Source organism: Buttiauxella massiliensis (genome assembly GCF_902500225.1).
Classification (GTDB): Bacteria; Pseudomonadota; Gammaproteobacteria; order Enterobacterales; family Enterobacteriaceae; genus Buttiauxella; species Buttiauxella massiliensis.
On the sequence record NZ_LR722667.1, the window covers coordinates 40,306 to 58,827 of the forward strand.

15 protein-coding genes, 4 tRNA genes and 1 other RNA gene are annotated in these 18,522 nt (G+C 50.2%); 5 read left to right on the forward strand and 15 right to left on the reverse strand.

The features are described from left to right. Nucleotides 1-70 precede the first annotated feature (70 nt). The gene (cyaY, locus tag GC128_RS21105; RefSeq protein ID WP_151995948.1) at nt 71-391 is read left to right on the forward strand and encodes an iron donor protein CyaY; all 321 of its coding nucleotides are present in this window, start codon (nt 71-73) and stop codon (nt 389-391) included. On the opposite strand, the gene cyaA is transcribed toward cyaY, so the two are convergent. Then, nucleotides 388-2,943: a class I adenylate cyclase gene (cyaA, locus tag GC128_RS21110; protein WP_151995949.1), complete on the reverse strand. Its 2,556-nt coding sequence runs from the start codon at nt 2,941-2,943 to the stop codon at nt 388-390. The genes cyaY and cyaA overlap by 4 nt on opposite strands. 281 nt (nt 2,944-3,224) lie before the next feature. On the opposite strand from cyaA, the gene hemC reads away from it, so the two are divergent. The 4 genes from hemC to hemY all read left to right on the forward strand — a co-directional run bounded on the left by hemC (nt 3,225) and on the right by hemY (nt 7,358). Beyond that, nucleotides 3,225-4,166 carry a hydroxymethylbilane synthase gene (gene hemC, locus GC128_RS21115; RefSeq protein WP_151995950.1) on the forward strand — a complete coding sequence of 314 codons (942 nt, stop codon included), beginning with the start codon at nt 3,225-3,227 and terminating at the stop codon, nt 4,164-4,166. Continuing rightward, nucleotides 4,163-4,903: a uroporphyrinogen-III synthase gene (gene hemD / locus GC128_RS21120; RefSeq protein ID WP_151995951.1), complete on the forward strand. Its 741-nt coding sequence runs from the start codon at nt 4,163-4,165 to the stop codon at nt 4,901-4,903. Before hemC ends, hemD begins: the two co-directional genes overlap by 4 nt. Before the next feature lie 74 nt (nt 4,904-4,977). Continuing rightward, on the forward strand, nt 4,978-6,159 hold the full coding sequence (gene hemX / locus GC128_RS21125) for a uroporphyrinogen-III C-methyltransferase (RefSeq protein WP_151995952.1): 1,182 nt from the start codon (nt 4,978-4,980) through the stop codon (nt 6,157-6,159). Nucleotides 6,160-6,161: 2 nt separating this feature from the next. After that, on the forward strand, nt 6,162-7,358 hold the full coding sequence (gene hemY / locus GC128_RS21130; protein ID WP_151995953.1) for a protoheme IX biogenesis protein HemY: 1,197 nt from the start codon (nt 6,162-6,164) through the stop codon (nt 7,356-7,358). Between the two features lie 609 nt (nt 7,359-7,967). Here hemY and GC128_RS21135 read toward each other — a convergent pair. The 14 genes from GC128_RS21135 to wzzE all read right to left on the reverse strand — a co-directional run bounded on the left by GC128_RS21135 (nt 7,968) and on the right by wzzE (nt 18,511). Continuing rightward, nucleotides 7,968-8,080, reverse strand: a non-coding RNA gene (locus GC128_RS21135) — RtT sRNA. Nucleotides 8,081-8,115: 35 nt separating this feature from the next. Then, a tRNA-Pro gene (locus tag GC128_RS21140) sits at nt 8,116-8,192 on the reverse strand. A 39-nt stretch (nt 8,193-8,231) separates the two neighbouring features. After that, nucleotides 8,232-8,318: transfer RNA gene (locus GC128_RS21145), tRNA-Leu, on the reverse strand. 17 nt (nt 8,319-8,335) lie between these two features. Next, a tRNA-His gene (locus GC128_RS21150) sits at nt 8,336-8,411 on the reverse strand. 73 nt (nt 8,412-8,484) lie between these two features. Further along, a tRNA-Arg gene (locus GC128_RS21155) sits at nt 8,485-8,561 on the reverse strand. Nucleotides 8,562-8,718: 157 nt separating this feature from the next. Next, nucleotides 8,719-9,459: a lipopolysaccharide N-acetylmannosaminouronosyltransferase gene (wecG, locus tag GC128_RS21160; protein WP_151995954.1), complete on the reverse strand. Its 741-nt coding sequence runs from the start codon at nt 9,457-9,459 to the stop codon at nt 8,719-8,721. Beyond that, nucleotides 9,456-10,832, reverse strand: a complete 1,377-nt coding sequence (gene wzyE, locus GC128_RS21165; protein ID WP_151995955.1) for an ECA oligosaccharide polymerase — start codon at nt 10,830-10,832, stop codon at nt 9,456-9,458. The genes wecG and wzyE overlap by 4 nt, the downstream gene beginning before the upstream one ends. Beyond that, nucleotides 10,829-11,908 carry a TDP-N-acetylfucosamine:lipid II N-acetylfucosaminyltransferase gene (locus GC128_RS21170; protein ID WP_151995956.1) on the reverse strand — a complete coding sequence of 360 codons (1,080 nt, stop codon included), beginning with the start codon at nt 11,906-11,908 and terminating at the stop codon, nt 10,829-10,831. The genes wzyE and GC128_RS21170 overlap by 4 nt, the downstream gene beginning before the upstream one ends. Beyond that, entirely contained in the window at nt 11,905-13,155 is a 1,251-nt protein-coding gene (gene wzxE / locus GC128_RS21175; RefSeq protein ID WP_151995957.1) for a lipid III flippase WzxE, read from the reverse strand. Before wzxE ends, GC128_RS21170 begins: the two co-directional genes overlap by 4 nt. A 1-nt stretch (nt 13,156) precedes the next feature. Then, a complete protein-coding gene (gene rffA, locus GC128_RS21180; protein WP_151995958.1) occupies nt 13,157-14,287 on the reverse strand; it encodes a dTDP-4-amino-4,6-dideoxygalactose transaminase in 1,131 nt (376 codons plus the stop codon). Between the two features lie 4 nt (nt 14,288-14,291). Then, nucleotides 14,292-14,981 (reverse strand): dTDP-4-amino-4,6-dideoxy-D-galactose acyltransferase, encoded by a 690-nt coding sequence (rffC, locus tag GC128_RS21185; RefSeq protein WP_151995959.1) that lies wholly within the window; start codon nt 14,979-14,981, stop codon nt 14,292-14,294. A gap of 25 nt (nt 14,982-15,006) precedes the next feature. Then, nucleotides 15,007-16,269, reverse strand: coding sequence for a UDP-N-acetyl-D-mannosamine dehydrogenase (gene wecC, locus GC128_RS21190; RefSeq protein ID WP_151995960.1), 1,263 nt, complete (start codon nt 16,267-16,269; stop codon nt 15,007-15,009). Further along, a complete protein-coding gene (gene wecB / locus GC128_RS21195) occupies nt 16,266-17,399 on the reverse strand; it encodes a non-hydrolyzing UDP-N-acetylglucosamine 2-epimerase (RefSeq protein ID WP_151995961.1) in 1,134 nt (377 codons plus the stop codon). The genes wecC and wecB overlap by 4 nt, the downstream gene beginning before the upstream one ends. Before the next feature lie 62 nt (nt 17,400-17,461). Continuing rightward, a complete protein-coding gene (gene wzzE, locus GC128_RS21200; protein ID WP_151995962.1) occupies nt 17,462-18,511 on the reverse strand; it encodes an ECA polysaccharide chain length modulation protein in 1,050 nt (349 codons plus the stop codon). Nucleotides 18,512-18,522: the final 11 nt, after the last annotated feature.

Genomic DNA, 18,522 nt, shown 5'->3' on the forward strand with positions numbered 1-18,522 from the left:
AAAAGCAATACTCTTTTCTATTCGCGAGTGTTGCTATACTGCCGTGAAGAAGAACAACTGAGAAACGAATATGAACGACAGTGAATTTCATCGCCTGGCTGACGGCCTGTGGTCAACAATCGAAGAACGTCTGGATGACTGGGATGGTGATAGCGATATTGACTGCGAAATCAACGGCGGCGTGCTGACCCTGAGTTTTGAGAATCGCAGCAAGATTATTATCAATCGCCAGGAGCCTCTCCATCAGGTATGGCTTGCCACCAAAAGCGGCGGTTACCATTTTAACTTGAAAGACGACAAATGGATTTGTGACCGTAGCGGCGCAGAGTTTTGGACATTACTTGAAGAAGCTTGCACACAGCAAGCGGGTGAACCCGTTAGCTTTAGCTAGCTGTTGCTGTACTGCTGAAGTAGCGGCGCATTGCTATCGTCATGATTAGTCGGTGTCGCTGCTGTAATAGTCTGGGTGCGGAACGGGATCACCTGTGAGCGCCCATCTACTTTCACAATCTGATAGAACTGCGGCAAGTTGAAGTTAATGAAACTTGAGCCGTAGGTGAAACGGTCGTGCGAAGACGAGTAGAAACGGCTGACATCACGCACTAAATCTTCTTTGCTGCCTTCACAGTGGTGGTAAACCTCTGCGCGGTTGGTCTCATCAAGAATATAGATATTGAAACCGTGGTCTTCACTCGCTTCTTCAAAGAAGAACTGAATGATCCCTTCACTGGCAAAACCATCTACCACTGGCGGCAACTGAACCTGCTGGTTAGTTTCAACCTGCACCGACAAACCATGCAGTTTGTTATGCGAAATCGCCCCGTAGAACTCGACCGCATTCTCCAGTTTTTGCACTGAAACGCTCAGGCGTTCGAAGAACAGCCCCCACGTCTGGCCAGAAATACGCAGTGCTTTAAAGCGACCAGGTTCCTGACGGGTGCTCGACAAGCGGAAGTCGATACATTCGGAAACCAGTTGCTGAACACGCGTGCGGATAAGCCCACGCAAATGCTGGCTGTAACAGAACACTTCAACGCTATCTGGCGGTGCGGCATCCTGGTGCATTTTGCCCAGAATGGTTTTCAGCGCCTCAATCATCGATTGTTCGCCGTTGAAATGCAGGGTACGCACTTCATTCCAGGAGTTGCGATACAGCAGATCAACGCTTCCCACCAGACACTGCTGTTGCTGCCCGAAACTGAATACATCCAGCTTACGGAAATCGAAATGAACGACCTGATTGCGGAATGCAGCAGTCGGGTCATATTCAAGGTTAACGATGATAGCCAGATGGCGAATTTCACATGGGCTATACAACGCTTTCGCGGTTGGCGCAGGTAAACGCAGCGGGAAGTGGTGCGAAACGTCAGCCACCATCTCCTGCAATTTTGGCAAATCACAAATCCCGTTGCCCTTAATAAACAGGCGGGTGCGCGAGGTCAGCAGGCCGTTGAAGTAGGCCCATGCCACCAGCTTATTAAGATAACGGTTATATTCCAGCGGTTGATGGCTGACAATAGATTCCATGTTTGGCGCACGGTTGTAGAGATACCAGCCTGAACGGTTGGCACGGCCCGGCGGCACATGAATGAAGGTCAGATTGGGTTCTGACAAATCTGGAGAGATCTGCGGGTTAACCAGCGTGACTTTACCCGGCAGTGCTTCAAACGCGGCATACAATTTACGGGTCAACACACCGATATCTTGCGGGCTTGCACTGACGCTTAGGTTGTTACGGCGAGCGAAGCGAATCAGGTTGCGATAGCTTTGCATCATCGCATCAAGGAGTTCGTTGTGCGCATCACGAACCTGGTCGATTTTCCAGTTAGCACGGTTATCGAGCATCGCCAGACGCGGTTCGTCCCAGCCCCAATCCTTTACCAGCTGGCTTAAGACTTCACGACGCCAGCCTACACAAGCACGCTCACGGGACAGTTTTTCGCACACTTTCAGATAGAAACAACGACGCACTAAATCCAGACGCGCAGTGTCTTCGATTTGCGTGAGGTAGTGCGTCACACGCTCCAGCATCATGCAGTACGGATCAAGCCCAAAAGAGACTATCTCGCCATCATGCAGGCGCTGCTTAATGTCTTTTGCCAGCAAGCGAGTATTCGGATATTCCCAGGAATAGGCTTCCAGCAGCAGCGTTTTGAGCACGGCTTTATAAGGCGAATCGATACTCTTATAGAGCTGCCACAGGCTGGCGCCAAAATACTCTTCTGCCGACAAGGTGCTTAAACCACCGAGATCCAGCCATTCGTTTGGCGTGAGCACGCCCTGCGAGTAGAGGCTCATTACGTAATCGTCGTAATGATCTTCTTCGTCGCCCGGAACCATACTCCACAGAATACGTTTCCCGGCCAGGCGCACAGCGGTGCGGTAGAATTCATCGAGCAGCAAGATATGTTGTGTTGAACCACAGTCTTCGCCACCCAGACTGCCACTTTCGTTGTGGCGGAAGCGGTTTTCGTCAATCAGGAAGAAGCTGACTTCAACACCTAAAGAGGCGGCCCAGCTTTCCAGCACGCTGCATTTACGTTGCAGCAACTGGCGCTCGTCATTATCGAGCCATGACTGGTGACAAACCCAAATATCCAGGTCGGATGAACAACTCTGCCCAACGGACGATGTGCTGCCCATGGTATAGAGGCCCGTGATAGGCAATTCACCAGATTCTGTTTTCTGCGGCGGCATGCCGCGCATCAATTCGAGTTCGTTGAGGTAGTGGCGTTGGGTTTCATCAGGCGTGTAGATGCAAATGCCATGTGGAACGTTACCCTCAAGGTAACCTGGCATCAGCGGGTGATGATAATGTAACAATGTTGGCAGAAGACTGTAGACCTGTTGAAAAGCAGGGCCCATTGCCGCAAGTGCGCGATCTACACGCAGTTGGTTGATGGCATCCAGTCTCTGTTTAAGAGTCTCAATATAGAGGTACAAGACATATCGCCTGATGGTTTCAGTATTACGAAAAAACCCGTTTCCCGGTTGTTGCCTCTATTATAAACGACAAGGCAAAGAATTGCTGGAAACGTGATCAATTTAACACCTTGCTGGTTGACCGTAAAGAAAGATGCGCTACGCGCCAACTTCCGCTCCGCCTACCGGCTTTATCTTCCATAATACGAAATATGTCCCTCTTTTCCGCAAACCCGTTGAAACTGACAGCCTTCCTTGAAGAGTGGTAGGATGGTCAGGGACGATAATTACGGTAACTAGCAATGTTAGACAATGTATTAAGAATTGCCACTCGCCAAAGTCCATTAGCACTCTGGCAAGCACATTATGTCAAACAACGCCTGGAAGCGTGCCATCCCCAGCTCACGGTTGAACTGGTGCCTATGGTTACGCGTGGCGACATCATTCTTGATACACCACTTGCGAAAGTCGGCGGCAAGGGATTGTTTGTCAAAGAATTAGAGTTAGCACTGCTTGAAGGCCGTGCGGATATCGCCGTACATTCCATGAAAGATGTGCCAGTCGAGTTTCCTGAAGGCTTAGGGCTAGTGACGATTTGCGAACGTGACGATCCGCGTGACGCTTTTGTCTCCAATCATTTCGACAGCCTGGACGCACTCCCGGCAGGCAGCGTAGTAGGCACTTCCAGCCTCCGCCGCCAATGTCAGATCGCCGAGCGCCGCCCGGACCTTGTCATTCGTTCTTTGCGCGGCAATGTCGGTACCCGCCTGGGTAAACTCGACAACGGTGACTACGACGCGATTATTCTGGCAGTCGCCGGGTTGAATCGCCTCGAATTACAATCGCGTATCCGTTACGCGTTACCAGCGGAAGTTTCTCTGCCAGCAGTTGGCCAGGGCGCGGTGGGAATCGAATGCCGTCTTGATGATGAACACACACAAGCGCTGCTCGCATCACTTAATCATGAAGAGACTGCGATTCGCGTTCGTGCGGAGCGCGCCATGAACATGCGCCTTGAGGGCGGATGCCAGGTGCCGATTGGCAGTTATGCCGAGCTTAATAATGGTGAGTTATGGTTGCGGGCATTAGTGGGCGCACCTGACGGCTCGATTCTGGTGCGTGGCGAACGCCGTGGTAAGCCAGAAGATGCCGAAGTTATGGGCATTTCGCTTGCGGAGGAGCTTCTCGATAAAGGCGCGCGTGAGATTCTTGCCGCCGTTTATGACGGAGATGCTCCGGCATGACAATACTTGTCACCCGCCCTTCCCCCGCTGGGGACGAGTTAGTGAGCAGACTGCGCGCACTGGGGCAGGTGGCGTATAGCTTCCCACTTATCGAGTTTTCCCCCGGCCGGCAGTTGGACAAACTGCCTGGCATGCTGGCTAGCCTGAACGAAGGCGACCTGGTGTTCGTATTATCGCAGCACGTCATAAATTATGCCCACCCGCAATTACGCCAAAACGGCATATCCTGGCCTTCACATCTTGCCTGGTTTGCCATTGGGCGTACGACTGCCTTAGCGTTGCACACGGTTAGCCATTTGCCGATTCGTTATCCGCAAGACAGGGAAACAACGGAAGTCTTGCTACAATTACCTGAATTACAGAATGTTGCCGGGAAACGGGCACTCATTTTACGTGGAAATGGGGGGCGTGAACTGTTAGGTGAAACACTGGCCGAACGCGGCGCAGAAGTGACTTTCTGCGAATGCTACCAAAGAAGTGCCAGAATTTATGACGGAACGGAAGAAGCCTTTCGCTGGCGCGAACGTGGGGTTTCAACGCTGGTCGTGACAAGCGGTGAAATGCTACAACAACTTTATGCGCTCATTCCGGAATGGTATAGAAAAAACTGGTTACTACACTGCCGACTGTTAGTTGTCAGTGAGCGTTTGGCAGACCTTGCCCGGGATTTGGGCTGGCAAGATATTCGGGTCGCCGATAACGCAGACAATGACGCGCTGCTTCGCGCGTTACAATAAATCAACCCCCAAAATAATTCGAGTTGCACCAACGCAGCTTGAAGAATAAAGGGTATACAATATGGGACGCCACAATGACGGAACAACAGAATAACTCCGCCATGGTTGAAGAGACCACACCTGCGGTAGAAAGCGCTCCGCTTTCAGAACAGCCACCACAAAAAAATCGTAGTGGTATTGCCGGAATTGCGTTGGGTGCGATCGCCATTGCTATTGCCCTTGCGTTAGGTGGCGGTCTTTACAGTTATGGTAAGCATCAGGCAGCGGCGCAAAATGCCAACACCGATGCATTGGCAACGCAGCTCACCGCTTTACAAAAGCAACAAGAACAGCAGCAAGCCTCTCTGGAAACTACCATCAAGCAGCAGGCAACTGCACTCCAGGAGTCGGATCGCCAGCAGGCAAATCTGGCGCGCGAGCTTGACGAAGTTCAGCAAAAAGTGGCCACTATTTCCGGCAGCGATGCAAAAACCTGGTTGTTAGCACAATCCGATTTCCTGGTGAAACTGGCCGGGCGGAAATTGTGGAGCGATCAGGATGTCACGACCGCCGCCGCATTGCTGAAGAGTGCTGATGCCAGCCTGGCCGATATGAACGATCCGAGCCTGATTGCCGTGCGTCGTGCGCTGACAGACGATATTTCCGCACTCTCCGCGATTACTCAGGTTGATTACGACGGGATTATCCTCAAGCTCAATCAGCTTTCTAACCAGGTCGATAATCTGCGTCTGGCAGACAACAATACCGACGACACGCCTATGGATTCCGACGGCAGCGAGCTTTCCAGTACGGTGACGGAATGGCGTCAAAATCTAACTAAAAGCTGGCACAACTTTATGGATAGTTTCATTACTATTCGCCGCCGCGATGAAACTGCCGTTCCGCTTCTGGCACCAAACCAGGATGTTTACCTGCGTGAAAATATCCGCTCGCGTTTGTTAGTTGCAGCACAAGCGGTTCCTCGCCACCAGGACGAAACGTATAAGCAGTCGCTGGAGAATGTTTCCACATGGGTTCGTGCTTATTACGACACCAACGACAGCGTGACAAAATCCTTCCTTGATGAGCTGGATTCTCTCAGCCAGCAAAGCATCAACATGGATGTGCCGCAAACGCTGGAAAGCCAGCCTCTACTGGAAAAGCTGATGCAGACCCGGGTGCGTAATTTGCTTGCCCAGCCTGCAGCGAGCGCAACCGCTCCTGCTGAACAACCTGCCGCGCCTGAACAAGCGCCTGCACCAACTCAGGGAGAATAAGCATGATTAAAGTCTTATTACTCTTCCTACTGTTGATCGCCGGGATCGTCCTTGGACCAATGCTGGCCGGACATCAGGGTTATGTGTTGATTCAGACCGATAATTACAACGTGGAAACCAGCGTCACTGGCCTGGTGATCATCCTGATCCTGACAATGGTAGTGCTGTTTGCTATTGAATGGATACTGCGCCGTGTTTTCCGCACCGGGGCTCGTACCCGTGGCTGGTTTGTTGGGCGTAAAAGCAGTCGCGCGCGCAAGCAAACTAAAGCTGCACTGCTGAAATTAGCAGAAGGCGACTATCAGCAAGTTGAGAAGCTGATGCTGAAAAATGCCGATCATGCCGAACAGCCAGTCGTAAACTATTTACTGGCAGCAGAAGCCGCACAACAGCGTGGCGATGAAATTCGTGCCAATCAGCATCTGGAACGCGCAGCCGAACTGGCAGACAGCGACCAACTCCCGGTTGAAATTACCCGTGTGCGTCTGCAACTGGCGCGTAACGAAAACCATGCTGCCCGCCATGGCGTTGATAAGTTACTGGAGACGGCACCACGTCACCCTGAAGTGCTACGTCTTGCCGAAATGGCATATGTCCGCACTGGTGCATGGGGATCGCTGCTCGACACTTTACCCGCAATGGACAAAGTACAGGTTGGTGATGAAGTCCACCGCACCGCATTGCAACAACAGGCCTGGATTGGCTTGATGGATCAAGCAATGGCGGATCAAGGTAACGATGGGCTGAAGGCCTGGTGGAAAAATCAAAGCCGTAAGACACGCCATGAAACCGTGCTACAGGTTGCGATGGCGGAGCATCTTATTGAGTGTGACGATCATGATGCGGCACAGGAAATCATTCTTGATGGCCTGAAACGCCAGTACGACGAGCGTTTGATATTACTGATGCCACGTCTGAAATCAGGCAACCCGGAGCAACTTGAAAAAGCCCTTCGCCAGCAGATCAAGACACAAGGCGATCGTCCATTGCTTAATAGCACACTCGGTCAGTTACTGATGAAACACGGCGAATGGCAACAAGCGAGCGATGCTTTCCGTGAAGCACTCAAACAGCGTCCTGATGCCTTTGATTATGCATGGTTGGCTGATTGCCTGGATCGTCTGCATAACCCAGAAGAGGCGGCCTTGATGCGCCGTGATGGCCTGCTGTTAACCCTGCAAAACAACCCCAATTCATAACACCCCAAGGGCGATAACTGTCGCCCTTACCCATTTCCTTCACACAAAAAAAAACACCTGCCAATTGGCAGGTGTCAAAACAGGTCTTTAAGACAACTAAGTGGTGCTTCACTCAACGTTATGTCCATGGTGTTGGATGAGGTCTGAAAGACGACATCTGTCGGTGGACGATAAGCACCGTAATCGGCTCTGCGTCATTCCTTGGTTTATGAAGCCGAAGCAAACATAAGAAGTGGAATGAGCATCTACAGATATATTATTGCACGATGCATGCCAGGTTTGAATTCATAATTACCCTTAGCCTGGAATCATTTTATATTCATGATGTTATCTCAGATTCCTTAAGCAATAGATGGGATATTTTTGTACCAGGGTAGTTCTTCGGTTGTGTCTCTTTTTAGAGACACTTAAATTGAAGTTTGGAATTATTATTTTTTATCAATGAGTTAAGAGTCACCAAACAGCGACAATAAAAATCGCGATGTCGTGATTTTGAGACGAAGGTTTTAGATTGGCGGTTTTGTCGGCCTCGCTGAACTAATCCGATCGACGAAACGGTAAACTACAGACGTAAAAAAGCCCAACCTTGCGGTTGAGCTTTATTGAAATTGGTCGGCGAGAGAGGATTATTCCCCTACGGGCCGTTGCTAAAGCAACGTTGTCTCGCTTCGCTCGGCTCAAACCTCCTTCGGAGATTCTCATCCTCATAAACTACAGATGCAAAAAGACCAACCCGAAGGTTGGTCTTTTCTAAATTTGGTCGGCGAGAGAGGATTCGAACCTCCGACCCACTGGTCCCAAACCAGTTGCGCTACCAAGCTGCGCTACTCGCCGAAATACTGCATTCACTTCTTACTGCTTTCAACTTAGAGATGGTGCGAAGAGAGGGACTTGAACCCTCACGTCCGTAAGAACACTAACACCTGAAGCTAGCGCGTCTACCAATTCCGCCACCTTCGCAATATCACTAAATTAAATGGGGTGGCTAATGGGACTCGAACCCACGACAACTGGAATCACAATCCAGGGCTCTACCAACTGAGCTATAGCCACCACTGTAAATCTTTTCGCGCGGTCCACCTTCTTAATAAGAAGTACCGCCGCAGCTCTGGCCCCATTCAATCAATGGTGCGCCCGACAGGATTCGAACCTGAGACCTCTGCCTCCGGAGGGCAGCGCTCTATCCAGCTGAGCTACGGGCGCATAGCGCCGTTGCGGGGTCGGATATTACGGGCTTCATGGTCAGCTGTCTAGTGCTTATTTAAATAAAATGCGCATTTGGTTACGCTTTGCACATTCTGATGATTATCCAGCCAAATTCAGCCGTAATACTCACTTTGACGAGATACCTGGTGGCGTTTTATAGGCGGCCGGTGTAATGCCAGGCCAGATAACGCAGCAACTTTATTTGCCGCGTGATGCGGCTCGGTTGCGACAATAAGCGATACAACCACTCAAGACCCAGATTCTGCCAGACTTTTGGTGCGCGTTTCACATGCCCGGTAAAGACATCGTATGTTCCACCCACACCCATATACAGAGCATCAGGGTAAACCTTGCGGCAATCGCGCATAAAGAGCTCCTGCCGCGGCGATCCCATCGCTACAGTGACAATAGCGGCACCGCTTTCCCGAATACGCTCAAACAGAGCCTGCTGTTGCTCGGCTTTGAAGTATCCATCCTGGCTACCAACAATATTAACGTTCCACTGCTTACGCAGTTTGGCTTCGGTTTGCGCCAGTATTTCAGGTTTTCCACCGATCAGGAAAACGGGAGTGCCTTCTCCGCCTGCCCGTTGCATTAATGCCTCCCAGAGATCGGCTCCCGGAACGCGAGACACGACAGCACCTGCAAACTTTTTGCGAATCGAGCGCACCACACTAATACCGTCAGCGTATTTGTATTCTGCGTTATCGATTAATACTCTCACTTGCTGGTCACGTTCTGCAGAAAGGATTTTCTCCGCATTAATCGCTACCAGCGTACCGCTACGCAGCGAGCCCCCTGCGTAGAGATAATCCAATGCATGCTGCATATCGCGCCAACCCAGTAGGCTCAAGCCACGAATCGTATAAGAAGGGGCAGTCGTGAGTTCTGTCATGATATTCCCTGCGATACATTTTGAGAGCCAGAAACAACTTGCGGTGAACGGCGTAGACGTTGATGTATCAGCCCCGCGCTATCAAATAGCCAGTAAAGCAGCTTCGCAAACAGCAGACAGACACCAAAGATAACCATGAAAAACACCACACGGGAGACAAAAGAGTCCAATCCCTCACGTGCCAATACAATCATGTTAAAAATCGCCCCAAAGCAGAAACTATGAAAAATGGCGGCTTTGTACTTGTTGGTTTCACGATTACCCAGGTCATACAACCAGTCGAACCATTTAATAATCAGCCCGACTACAACTGCGCCTAATGGGATAAACCACACGCCCCCCATAACCACCAGTGAACCGATTAAGGTCGGTGAAATTGCCAGGCCAGAGTGGTTGTTAAGAACTTCCCAAGTAAAGTAGTTCGCACTATTCAGGACAATCCCCGGACGGCCAGGCCATAACCAGGTAGGAATAAAGACATAGAAATCACGTATGATTGGTGCCAGACCCTGGAACTCAATTTTGTCGTAATTCTGCAGCAGTAATCCCAAATTTTCCCACGGCGAAAAGGTATCGCGAGTCAGGTACAAGAAGGTGTAAAACGCTTCCTCCCCATTGACGTTAAGCCCATAACGCTTCAATGCCAGCCAGAACATACCGACGATGCCAAATACACCCGCCGCCGCCAGCATCCACAGCGAGATCCAGCCGCGAATAATACCGATGAACAAGAAGATGGCGAACGCGATGATAATATTGGCGCGCGTGCCGCCGACAATCATGTAAGTCAGCAAACCAAACGCCACAGTGCTCACCAGGAAAAACATCCAGGCTCGGCCATCTTGCTTAAGAAAATAGACAACCAGCATCGCAGGGATGAAAAAGTAGAAGAAACGTTTTAACGCAACACCCGATACTTCGCTGGAGAAGATCTGACTATATGAATGCAACTTAAACAGTAAGAAACCGTTATGCATAAAGAAGATGCCGACACTCACCAACGCCACCACCATCAGCATGACCCACGTCAGATGAGTTTCAACACGGTTCATAGTAAACAACTGACACCGAACCTTTGTAGTTCGTTTTTCCCGCAGCCGGGTTTTGTAGGCGACATAGTAAATACCATAGAAGCAGACGGCAGCGAGTTGCGCTTGCAGAAGCACATCTGCCGGTACAACCGAGACCCCAAAACGAAATACCAGCGTACAGGTGAAGGGGAAGCCAAAGAAAAACGTCAGCAGAAATAGTAATGAGAAGAACACATTAAAATTGAAACGCACCCGGCGGAATTCCTGGTACGTTAAAATACCAATGAACATCACTGATAAAAACCAGACCGCAAATAAACCGCCAAACTCTAGCAAACTCATGCAGCTTCTCCTGATGCTACGTCCAGCGCCCGCTTCCAGCCGTCGATATAATTAGGGTTAAAGAAAGCAATCTGTTGCTTATCCAGTAAGCGTAGTTGACGCTGCGCTTCGCGAACGATCTGCTCGTTTAACGTATCGCCAGCAAACAGCACGGGAATATGCTGTTCAGTCATATCCTGCCAGAACGGATTTTTACGGCTCAGCACGCAAGGAATACCTGCCTGAATCAGCAAGCAGAGCGTGCCAATACCTTGCTGGCGGTCGAAAATGAAATAGCCCAGCGAGCACTGACGCAAAAGAGCCAGATAATCATCAAAGGCCATGCTTTCCTTCAGGATATGGAGATTTTCTTTACTAAATAGCGCGCGTCCAGCCTGCTGAACTTCATTGATATAAGCGTCATTATTGATTGGATAGCCCATCGGTACTACCACGCGTACCGAGTCACCAAACTGTGCATGAATCGCTTTTAATGCTGCAATATGTTGGTTGCTATGATCGCCGGAGTTACCTACCAGAAACGTCATTTTGCCAACTTTCTCTTCACTGTTGGCCAGAGTATTTAGAGATGGGTCCATACGCGTCGGAAAGTAAATTAACTCACCTGGAACCTGTGGGTGGCGCTCATGGAAATAATTCAGGTCACCTCGTGTAGCAAACACTCTCCCCACTCGCCCCTGCGCAATGCGGCGCAACAAATAAAACGCCCGAAATTTGAAGCTTTTTGAGGCCTCATAAAGGTCAGCGCCCCAAATGTGCCAGTTCATCTGAGCCGGTTTCAAGCCGCCAGTTAGCAACGCAATCCACAGTGAGCTATTAAACTGGCCATGGAAGAAAAAGCGTTGCTGGCGATTAGCACGAGCTGCTGCTACAACGGCCTGCGCCAACGCTTTTTTCGTTGGATAGAGTGTCACGGCAAGCGCCGGAAAAGAGGACAAAATTGAGTCGTCCTTCGAAACCACCATAAACTGGCACGCATGCGGATTTGAGGCAGCCAGAGCATCATTGAAGAAGCGCAGCACCGTTTGGTTATGATGCGGGATATCCGATCCCAAAATGTGAATCAGTGTTGTCATGCTCGTCTACGATAAATGAGGAAAACGCTGCAACAGAGCGTGAAATAAATAATATACGTTGCCATATAAGCTTGAGCAGCCCCTAAAGCACCGTGCGCAGGTATAAGCCAATGTGAAAAACCAGTCAACAACGCAAACTGGCTGATTTCAGTCAAAACATAGAAGCGTAGTGATGCTTTAGCTATCACCAGATAACCAAACACATATGAGCCGACTTTCAGCACATCGCCTACCAACTGCCAGGCGAAGAGATCGCGCATCGCAATAAATTTATGCGAGAAAAGCAGCCAAATCGCGAAGTCGCGCAACAGCCAGACGGTGAAACTTGCCAGAGCAACCGCGGGTAGAACGAACTTCAGGGAGCGAACAATCTCACGGCTGATGTCATGTTTGCTGGTTAAGCGCGAAAGCGTTGGCAAAAGATAAACGCTAAACGAGGCAGTGATGAATTGCAGATAAGCATCGGAAATGCTGCTCACCCCTTGCCAAATACCGACATCATCCCAGCTGTAGTGGGCCGCCAGCAAATTTCGCATCATCACGTAAGCCACTGGCAGTGTCACCGACGTGATTAGCGCCATGATGGTGAATTTGCCAAGGCTGCTGGCATACACTTTATCCCACTGCGGTTTCAGGTAACTAAGCGGCACATGTTCGCGGCGAACCAGCATAACACCCGCAGGAATGATCACCAGTGCAGGCACTAATGCCAGACCCAACAACGCGCCTTGATAGCCGCCGAGGCGATAGCAGAGGTAATAGGCAATCACGCCAATGATACTGCCACCAATCAGTGCCAGCGCATTACCGGCAGCATCACGAAACCCTTTCATGATGGCTAAAGACAAGTTTGCCCAGGCGATGCCCATCTGCACTAACGCTACCAGGCGTACTAATCCCTGGTAATTTTCATGCCCGAACAGGCCCAGACTGATTGGCTTCGCGGCAACAACAAAGATGATCGCCAATAGCGTTGAGAAGCCCAATACCATGGCCGATGAAGTACCGATGACTTTGCGTAACTGCTCGGGCTGATCGTGATACTGCGCGACGTATTTGGTCACGCCGTTGAAGATTCCCGCCCCGGCAAGCACGCCTAATACGGTAACCATCTGGCGGAAGTTTCCTGCCTGCCCGACTCCGCTCGGCCCGTATGCCACAGCAAGCAACTTCACCACCAGTAAACCGGCAGCAATTTTTACCAGTGTGGACCCGGCGGTCCACACTGAGGCTTTAGCGAGCGACATATCAGGAGAAGAAGCTTAACAACGTATTAATGACAGTACGTTGGTTCGCGGGAGATAAGTTATAGAACAGCGGCAAGCGCAGCAGGCGCTCACTTTCTTGAGTAGTGAAACGATCTTCGCCATGGAAGTAACCAAACTTCTCACCAGCTGGGCAGTCATGCAGTGGGATGTAGTGGAACACTGCCAGAATTTCTGCCTCTTTCAAATACGCAATCAAAGCGCTGCGATCTTCAATATCACGCAATTTGATATAAAACATATGCGCATTCTGCACGCAGTCTTTTGGAACCGATGGCAGTTCGATACGCCCGGCTTTTGCCAACGGAGCCAGGGCATCATGATAGGTATGCCACAGCTTCAGACGCTGCTGGTTAATCTTTTCGGCCGCTTCCAACTGCGCCCAGAGATAAGCAGCCTGGAGATCGGCCATCAAGTAACTTGAACCGATATCACGCCAGGTATATTTGTCCACCTGACCACGGAAGAACTGGCTACGATTGGTACCTTTCTCACGAATGATTTCTGCACGCTCAATCAACGACGGATCGTTAATCAGGGTCGCGCCACCTTCACCACCTGCCGTGTAATTTTTGGTTTCATGGAAGCTGAAGCAACCGATATGACCAATTGAACCCAGTGCGCGGCCTTTGTAGGTCGACATCACGCCTTGTGCGGCATCTTCAACCACAAACAGATTATGTTTGTCCGCAATGGCCATGATGGTGTCCATTTCGCAGGCTACACCGGCGTAGTGAACGGGCACAATCACGCGAGTTTTCTCAGTAATTGCCGCTTCAATCAGCTTTTCATCAATATTCATGGTGTCCGGGCGCACATCGACAAAGACGATTTTTGCACCACGCAACACAAAGGCGTTGGCAGTAGAAACAAAGGTATAACTCGGCATAATCACTTCATCGCCGGGCTCAATATTCAACAGTAACGCGGCCATTTCCAGCGATGCAGTACAGGAAGGGGTGAGCAGTACTTTTTTGCTGCCAAAGCGATGCTCCATCCATTGCTGGCAACGACGGGTGAAACCGCCATCACCACAGAGCTTGCCGCTACCCATCGCAGCCTGCATGTATTCGATTTCCGTACCTACTACTGGAGGAGCATTAAATGGGATCATTTTTTCACCTGTATAACCAGAAGGCGGTGCTATCAATATTGGCACCGCTTTGAATATAACGTCGCAGGGCTGCGGTATTACTGGTTTGCGTAGCCACGCGCAGCGTTTCTACTCCGCGTTGCTGGCACCAGAAACGTGCGGCATCCATTAACGGACCACCCACTCCTCGTCCTGCCAGCAAACCAATACGCGCCTCGCTCTCATTAAGTTGGCGCATGCTCACAAAGCCCTGAATCGCGCCACTGCTCTTCAACAACAGACATTCATGGTCAAAGGTGCCTAGCACAGCGTTTTCAACCCATTGTGCGTAAAAACGGCCGCTGTCAGCAGGTTGATACCAGGGTGCACGAAACCGACTTTGTGTGAAAATTCTTGCCGCTAAATCCCGCAATACAGGAATGTCAGCGCTTGTGGCTAACTCGACAGAAGGTGCTGCATTTTGTATGCCAGGCTGCAGAGCAAGATCGACTTCCCCTTCAACCAGTTGAAAACCAAGATGCTGCAAACCATCAAGCCAATCGGTACGTTGAGCGGGGATTTTCGCCTGCACGCGGGAATACGCATCAAGGCTTTGTGGGGTGAGCAAGGAGGCTGCCTCGTCAAAACGAACGATAGCGCTGTTCACCGCAAAGAACTGATTCTCCCAGTTAAGAGATTCAATTCTTGCGTGAACAGGAACAGAGCACGTCGTCATTGGCTTCACCAACCTCGGGCAGAACCTAGCGCCAGACCCCTTTGGTATCAACAATCCAGCTTTGCTGAACCTGCGAACCAGGAATGGCTTTGAAGGCATGGTGATCAACCAGCATCACCAACACATCAGCCTGTTGAAGAGCGTCATCAATAGAGGCTAATTCACAACTACCGACCAGTTTTTTCGGCAACTGGTGAATGTTTGGCTCAACAGCCAGCGTTTTACCATTATGCCAGGTGCTAAGAAGCTCAGCGATTTCCATGGCTGGGCTTTCACGCAGGTCATCAATATTCGGTTTAAACGCAAGGCCAAAGCAGGCAATGGTAATTTCACTGGCACGCTTGCCGGTTTCAGCAAGACAATCAGCGACAGCAGCTTTCACCTGGTTTACTACCCAGTGTGGTTTGCCATCGTTGACTTCACGCGCAGTGCGAATCAGCTGTGCTTGCTCAGGGTTTTGAGCAACGATAAACCATGGATCAACTGCAATACAGTGACCACCCACTCCCGGGCCCGGCTGCAGAATATTGACTCGCGGATGGCGATTAGCCAGACGAATCAATTCCCATACGTTGATCTCTTGAGCCGCACAAATCAGCGATAGCTCGTTGGCGAATGCGATATTCACATCACGGAAGCTATTCTCGGTTAGTTTGCACATTTCAGCAGTGCGGGAATTCGTCACCACGCACTCGCCTTCAAGGAAGATTTTGTAGAGTTCGCTGGCACGAGCAGAGCAAACTGGGGTCATACCGCCAATTACGCGATCGTTTTTGATAAGCTCAACCATCACCTGGCCTGGCAGTACACGCTCAGGGCAATAGGCAACATTGATATCTGCCGCTTCACCAGCCTGGTGAGGGAAAGTCAGGTCAGGACGCAGATCCGCTAACCAACCCGCCATTTGCTCGGTGGAGCCGACAGGGGAAGTTGACTCCAGAATCACAAGGGTGCCTTTTTTTAGCACAGGCGCGATGGACTCTGCAGCTGCTTTAACAAAAACCATGTCAGGTTCATGATCGCCTTTAAAAGGCGTTGGCACTGCAATCAAATAAGCATCTGCCTCAACCGGCTGTGTACTGGCGCGTAAGAAACCACCCTCAACAGCCGTTTTAACCACCTTATCCAGGTCTGGTTCAACAATATGAATAGAACCACGATTAATGGTATCTACAGCATGCTGGTTAATATCGATACCGACAACGTTTCGCTGTTTTGAAGCAAATGCAGCCGCAGTTGGTAAACCGATATAACCAAGACCAATAACAGAGATGGTTGCAAAACTCATTGTTGTGTCACCTGATTCTTTTTCAATGCAGCCAAAATTTGCTCACAAGCCTTGCCATCACCATAAGGATTATGCGCCCGACTCATAACTTGATATTCATCTTCGTCTTTCAACAACCGCGTAACCTGGCGAACAATTTCTTGTGTATCCGTGCCAACCAGACGAACGGTGCCTGCATCAACAGCTTCAGGGCGCTCAGTGGTTTCACGCATAACCAGCACCGGTTTACCCAGTGACGGTGCTTCTTCCTGAATGCCACCTGAGTCAGTCAGAATCAGGTACGCATGGTTCATCAAATAGACAAATGGCAAATATTCTTGTGGGTCAATCAGCACCACATTTTTGACATCGCCAAGAATGCGCGTCACAGGCTCGCTGACATTCGGGTTCAGGTGCACAGGGTAAACAATCTGGACGTCACTGTTTTCTTTGGCAATCTGCGCCAGTGCGTGGCAAATGCGCTCAAAACCATCACCAAAGCTTTCACGACGGTGGCCAGTGACCAAAATCAGCTTTTTGCTGCTATCCAGAAACGGATAACACTGCGCCAGAGAGCTATGCAAAGCATCATCCGCAAGTACACGATCGCGAACAGAAATCAGCGCATCAATCACAGTGTTACCGGTGACGAAAATCTTATTGTCGCTGATATTTTCGCGTAATAAGTTTTGTCGAGAATTCTCGGTCGGGGCGAAGTGATACATAGCCAGGTGCCCGGTCAGAGTTCTGTTCGCCTCTTCCGGCCACGGAGAATACAGATCACCAGTGCGCAAACCTGCTTCAACATGTCCTACAGGAATCCGCTGATAAAATGCGGCAAGACTAGTGGCAACTGTAGTCGTAGTATCACCATGAACCAGAACAACATCGGGCTTGAATGACTCAAGTATCGGTTTCAATCCTTCGAGAATGCGACAGGTAATTTCCGTAAGCCCCTGCCCCGGTTTCATGATGTTTAAATCATAATCCGTCTCGATAGAAAATAAATTCAGCACCTGATCCAACATCTCGCGATGCTGCGCGGTCACGCATACTCTTGCATCAAAAAACGCGTCTTTTGCCAACGCATCAACCAGAGGAGCCATTTTGATAGCTTCCGGGCGCGTGCCAAAAACAGTTAACACTTTCACAGCAATTCTCTTTTGTTAAAAAAGGTGAAGGCCGTCCATCGAGCCTTCACCGGGTAAGGGCGTTACAAATATTTTGGACGGCGAGCTAATGCCACACCCGCGCCAATCAGGGCCCCAACCATACCCCACATAATCATCAAGAATGCCCGGCGTGGACTATCACGCTTCACAGGTTCCTCAGGGGTACGTAAATAGCGATATGTCTGGAAGCGTGCGTCAAGCGTTGGCCCAACGTTCAAAGTCGCCAGCATGGCTCGATTCTGGTCGTAGTCGATGCTGTAACTCGGACCGACAGCTTGCAGGCTTTCAAGACGAGTTTGCAGCATAGGGCGTCCTAACATAAACATTTCAGAATCAGGCAACTCGTCGGCGGGAACTTCTGTTTCACTCTTTGCAATATTTTGCTGCTGCGCAATCTTCAGCGCTTGTTCCACACTGTGCACTTTGCGGTCGAAAATTGACTGAGCCACCGCTTCCTGGCGCTTAACTTGTGCTTTCATCTGGATTGTACGAGCAGCCCAGGCGCCCGTCAGTTCTTCGTTAAGATGACTCGCAGCACGCTGGCTGGCAAAAGCGACGTACTGGCGCAGCAAGTTATTCGCATCAGCAGCTGTTTCTGCAATGAGTTTCACGCTATCGCTGATATTGCGTGTGGCATCGCCAGCAGAAAATTGAATATTATCAATTAGTTCATCTAGCAGCGCGGCATCAATTTTACTGTTGCCAACCTGACGCTGTTTGTAATAGTCGGTCTGTAGCCAAAAATCACGACGAGTATCATATGCAGATAACTGCATGATGAACTCTTTATAGGCTTCATCCATCACCGAAGGCTGATCGACGGAAACCATATTAGCTTTAGCATCAAGATTGCGCAGGAATTGCTGTTGCGAATAATACCCACCCATCATGTTAACTGTCGGGCGATCGGTTATCGCGTTAGCACTCCACTCCTGCTTGGCAAAGAAGGTGTAGATAAATGCAATGGCCGCAAATAACACTGCCAGACCAACAATCCACAGCTTTCCTTGCCACAGTGTCCGGAATAAACCACGAATGTCCAACTCGTTGTCCACCATTCCCGGATTACTTCCTGGCACGTTTTGTTTCATCACTTCCCCGA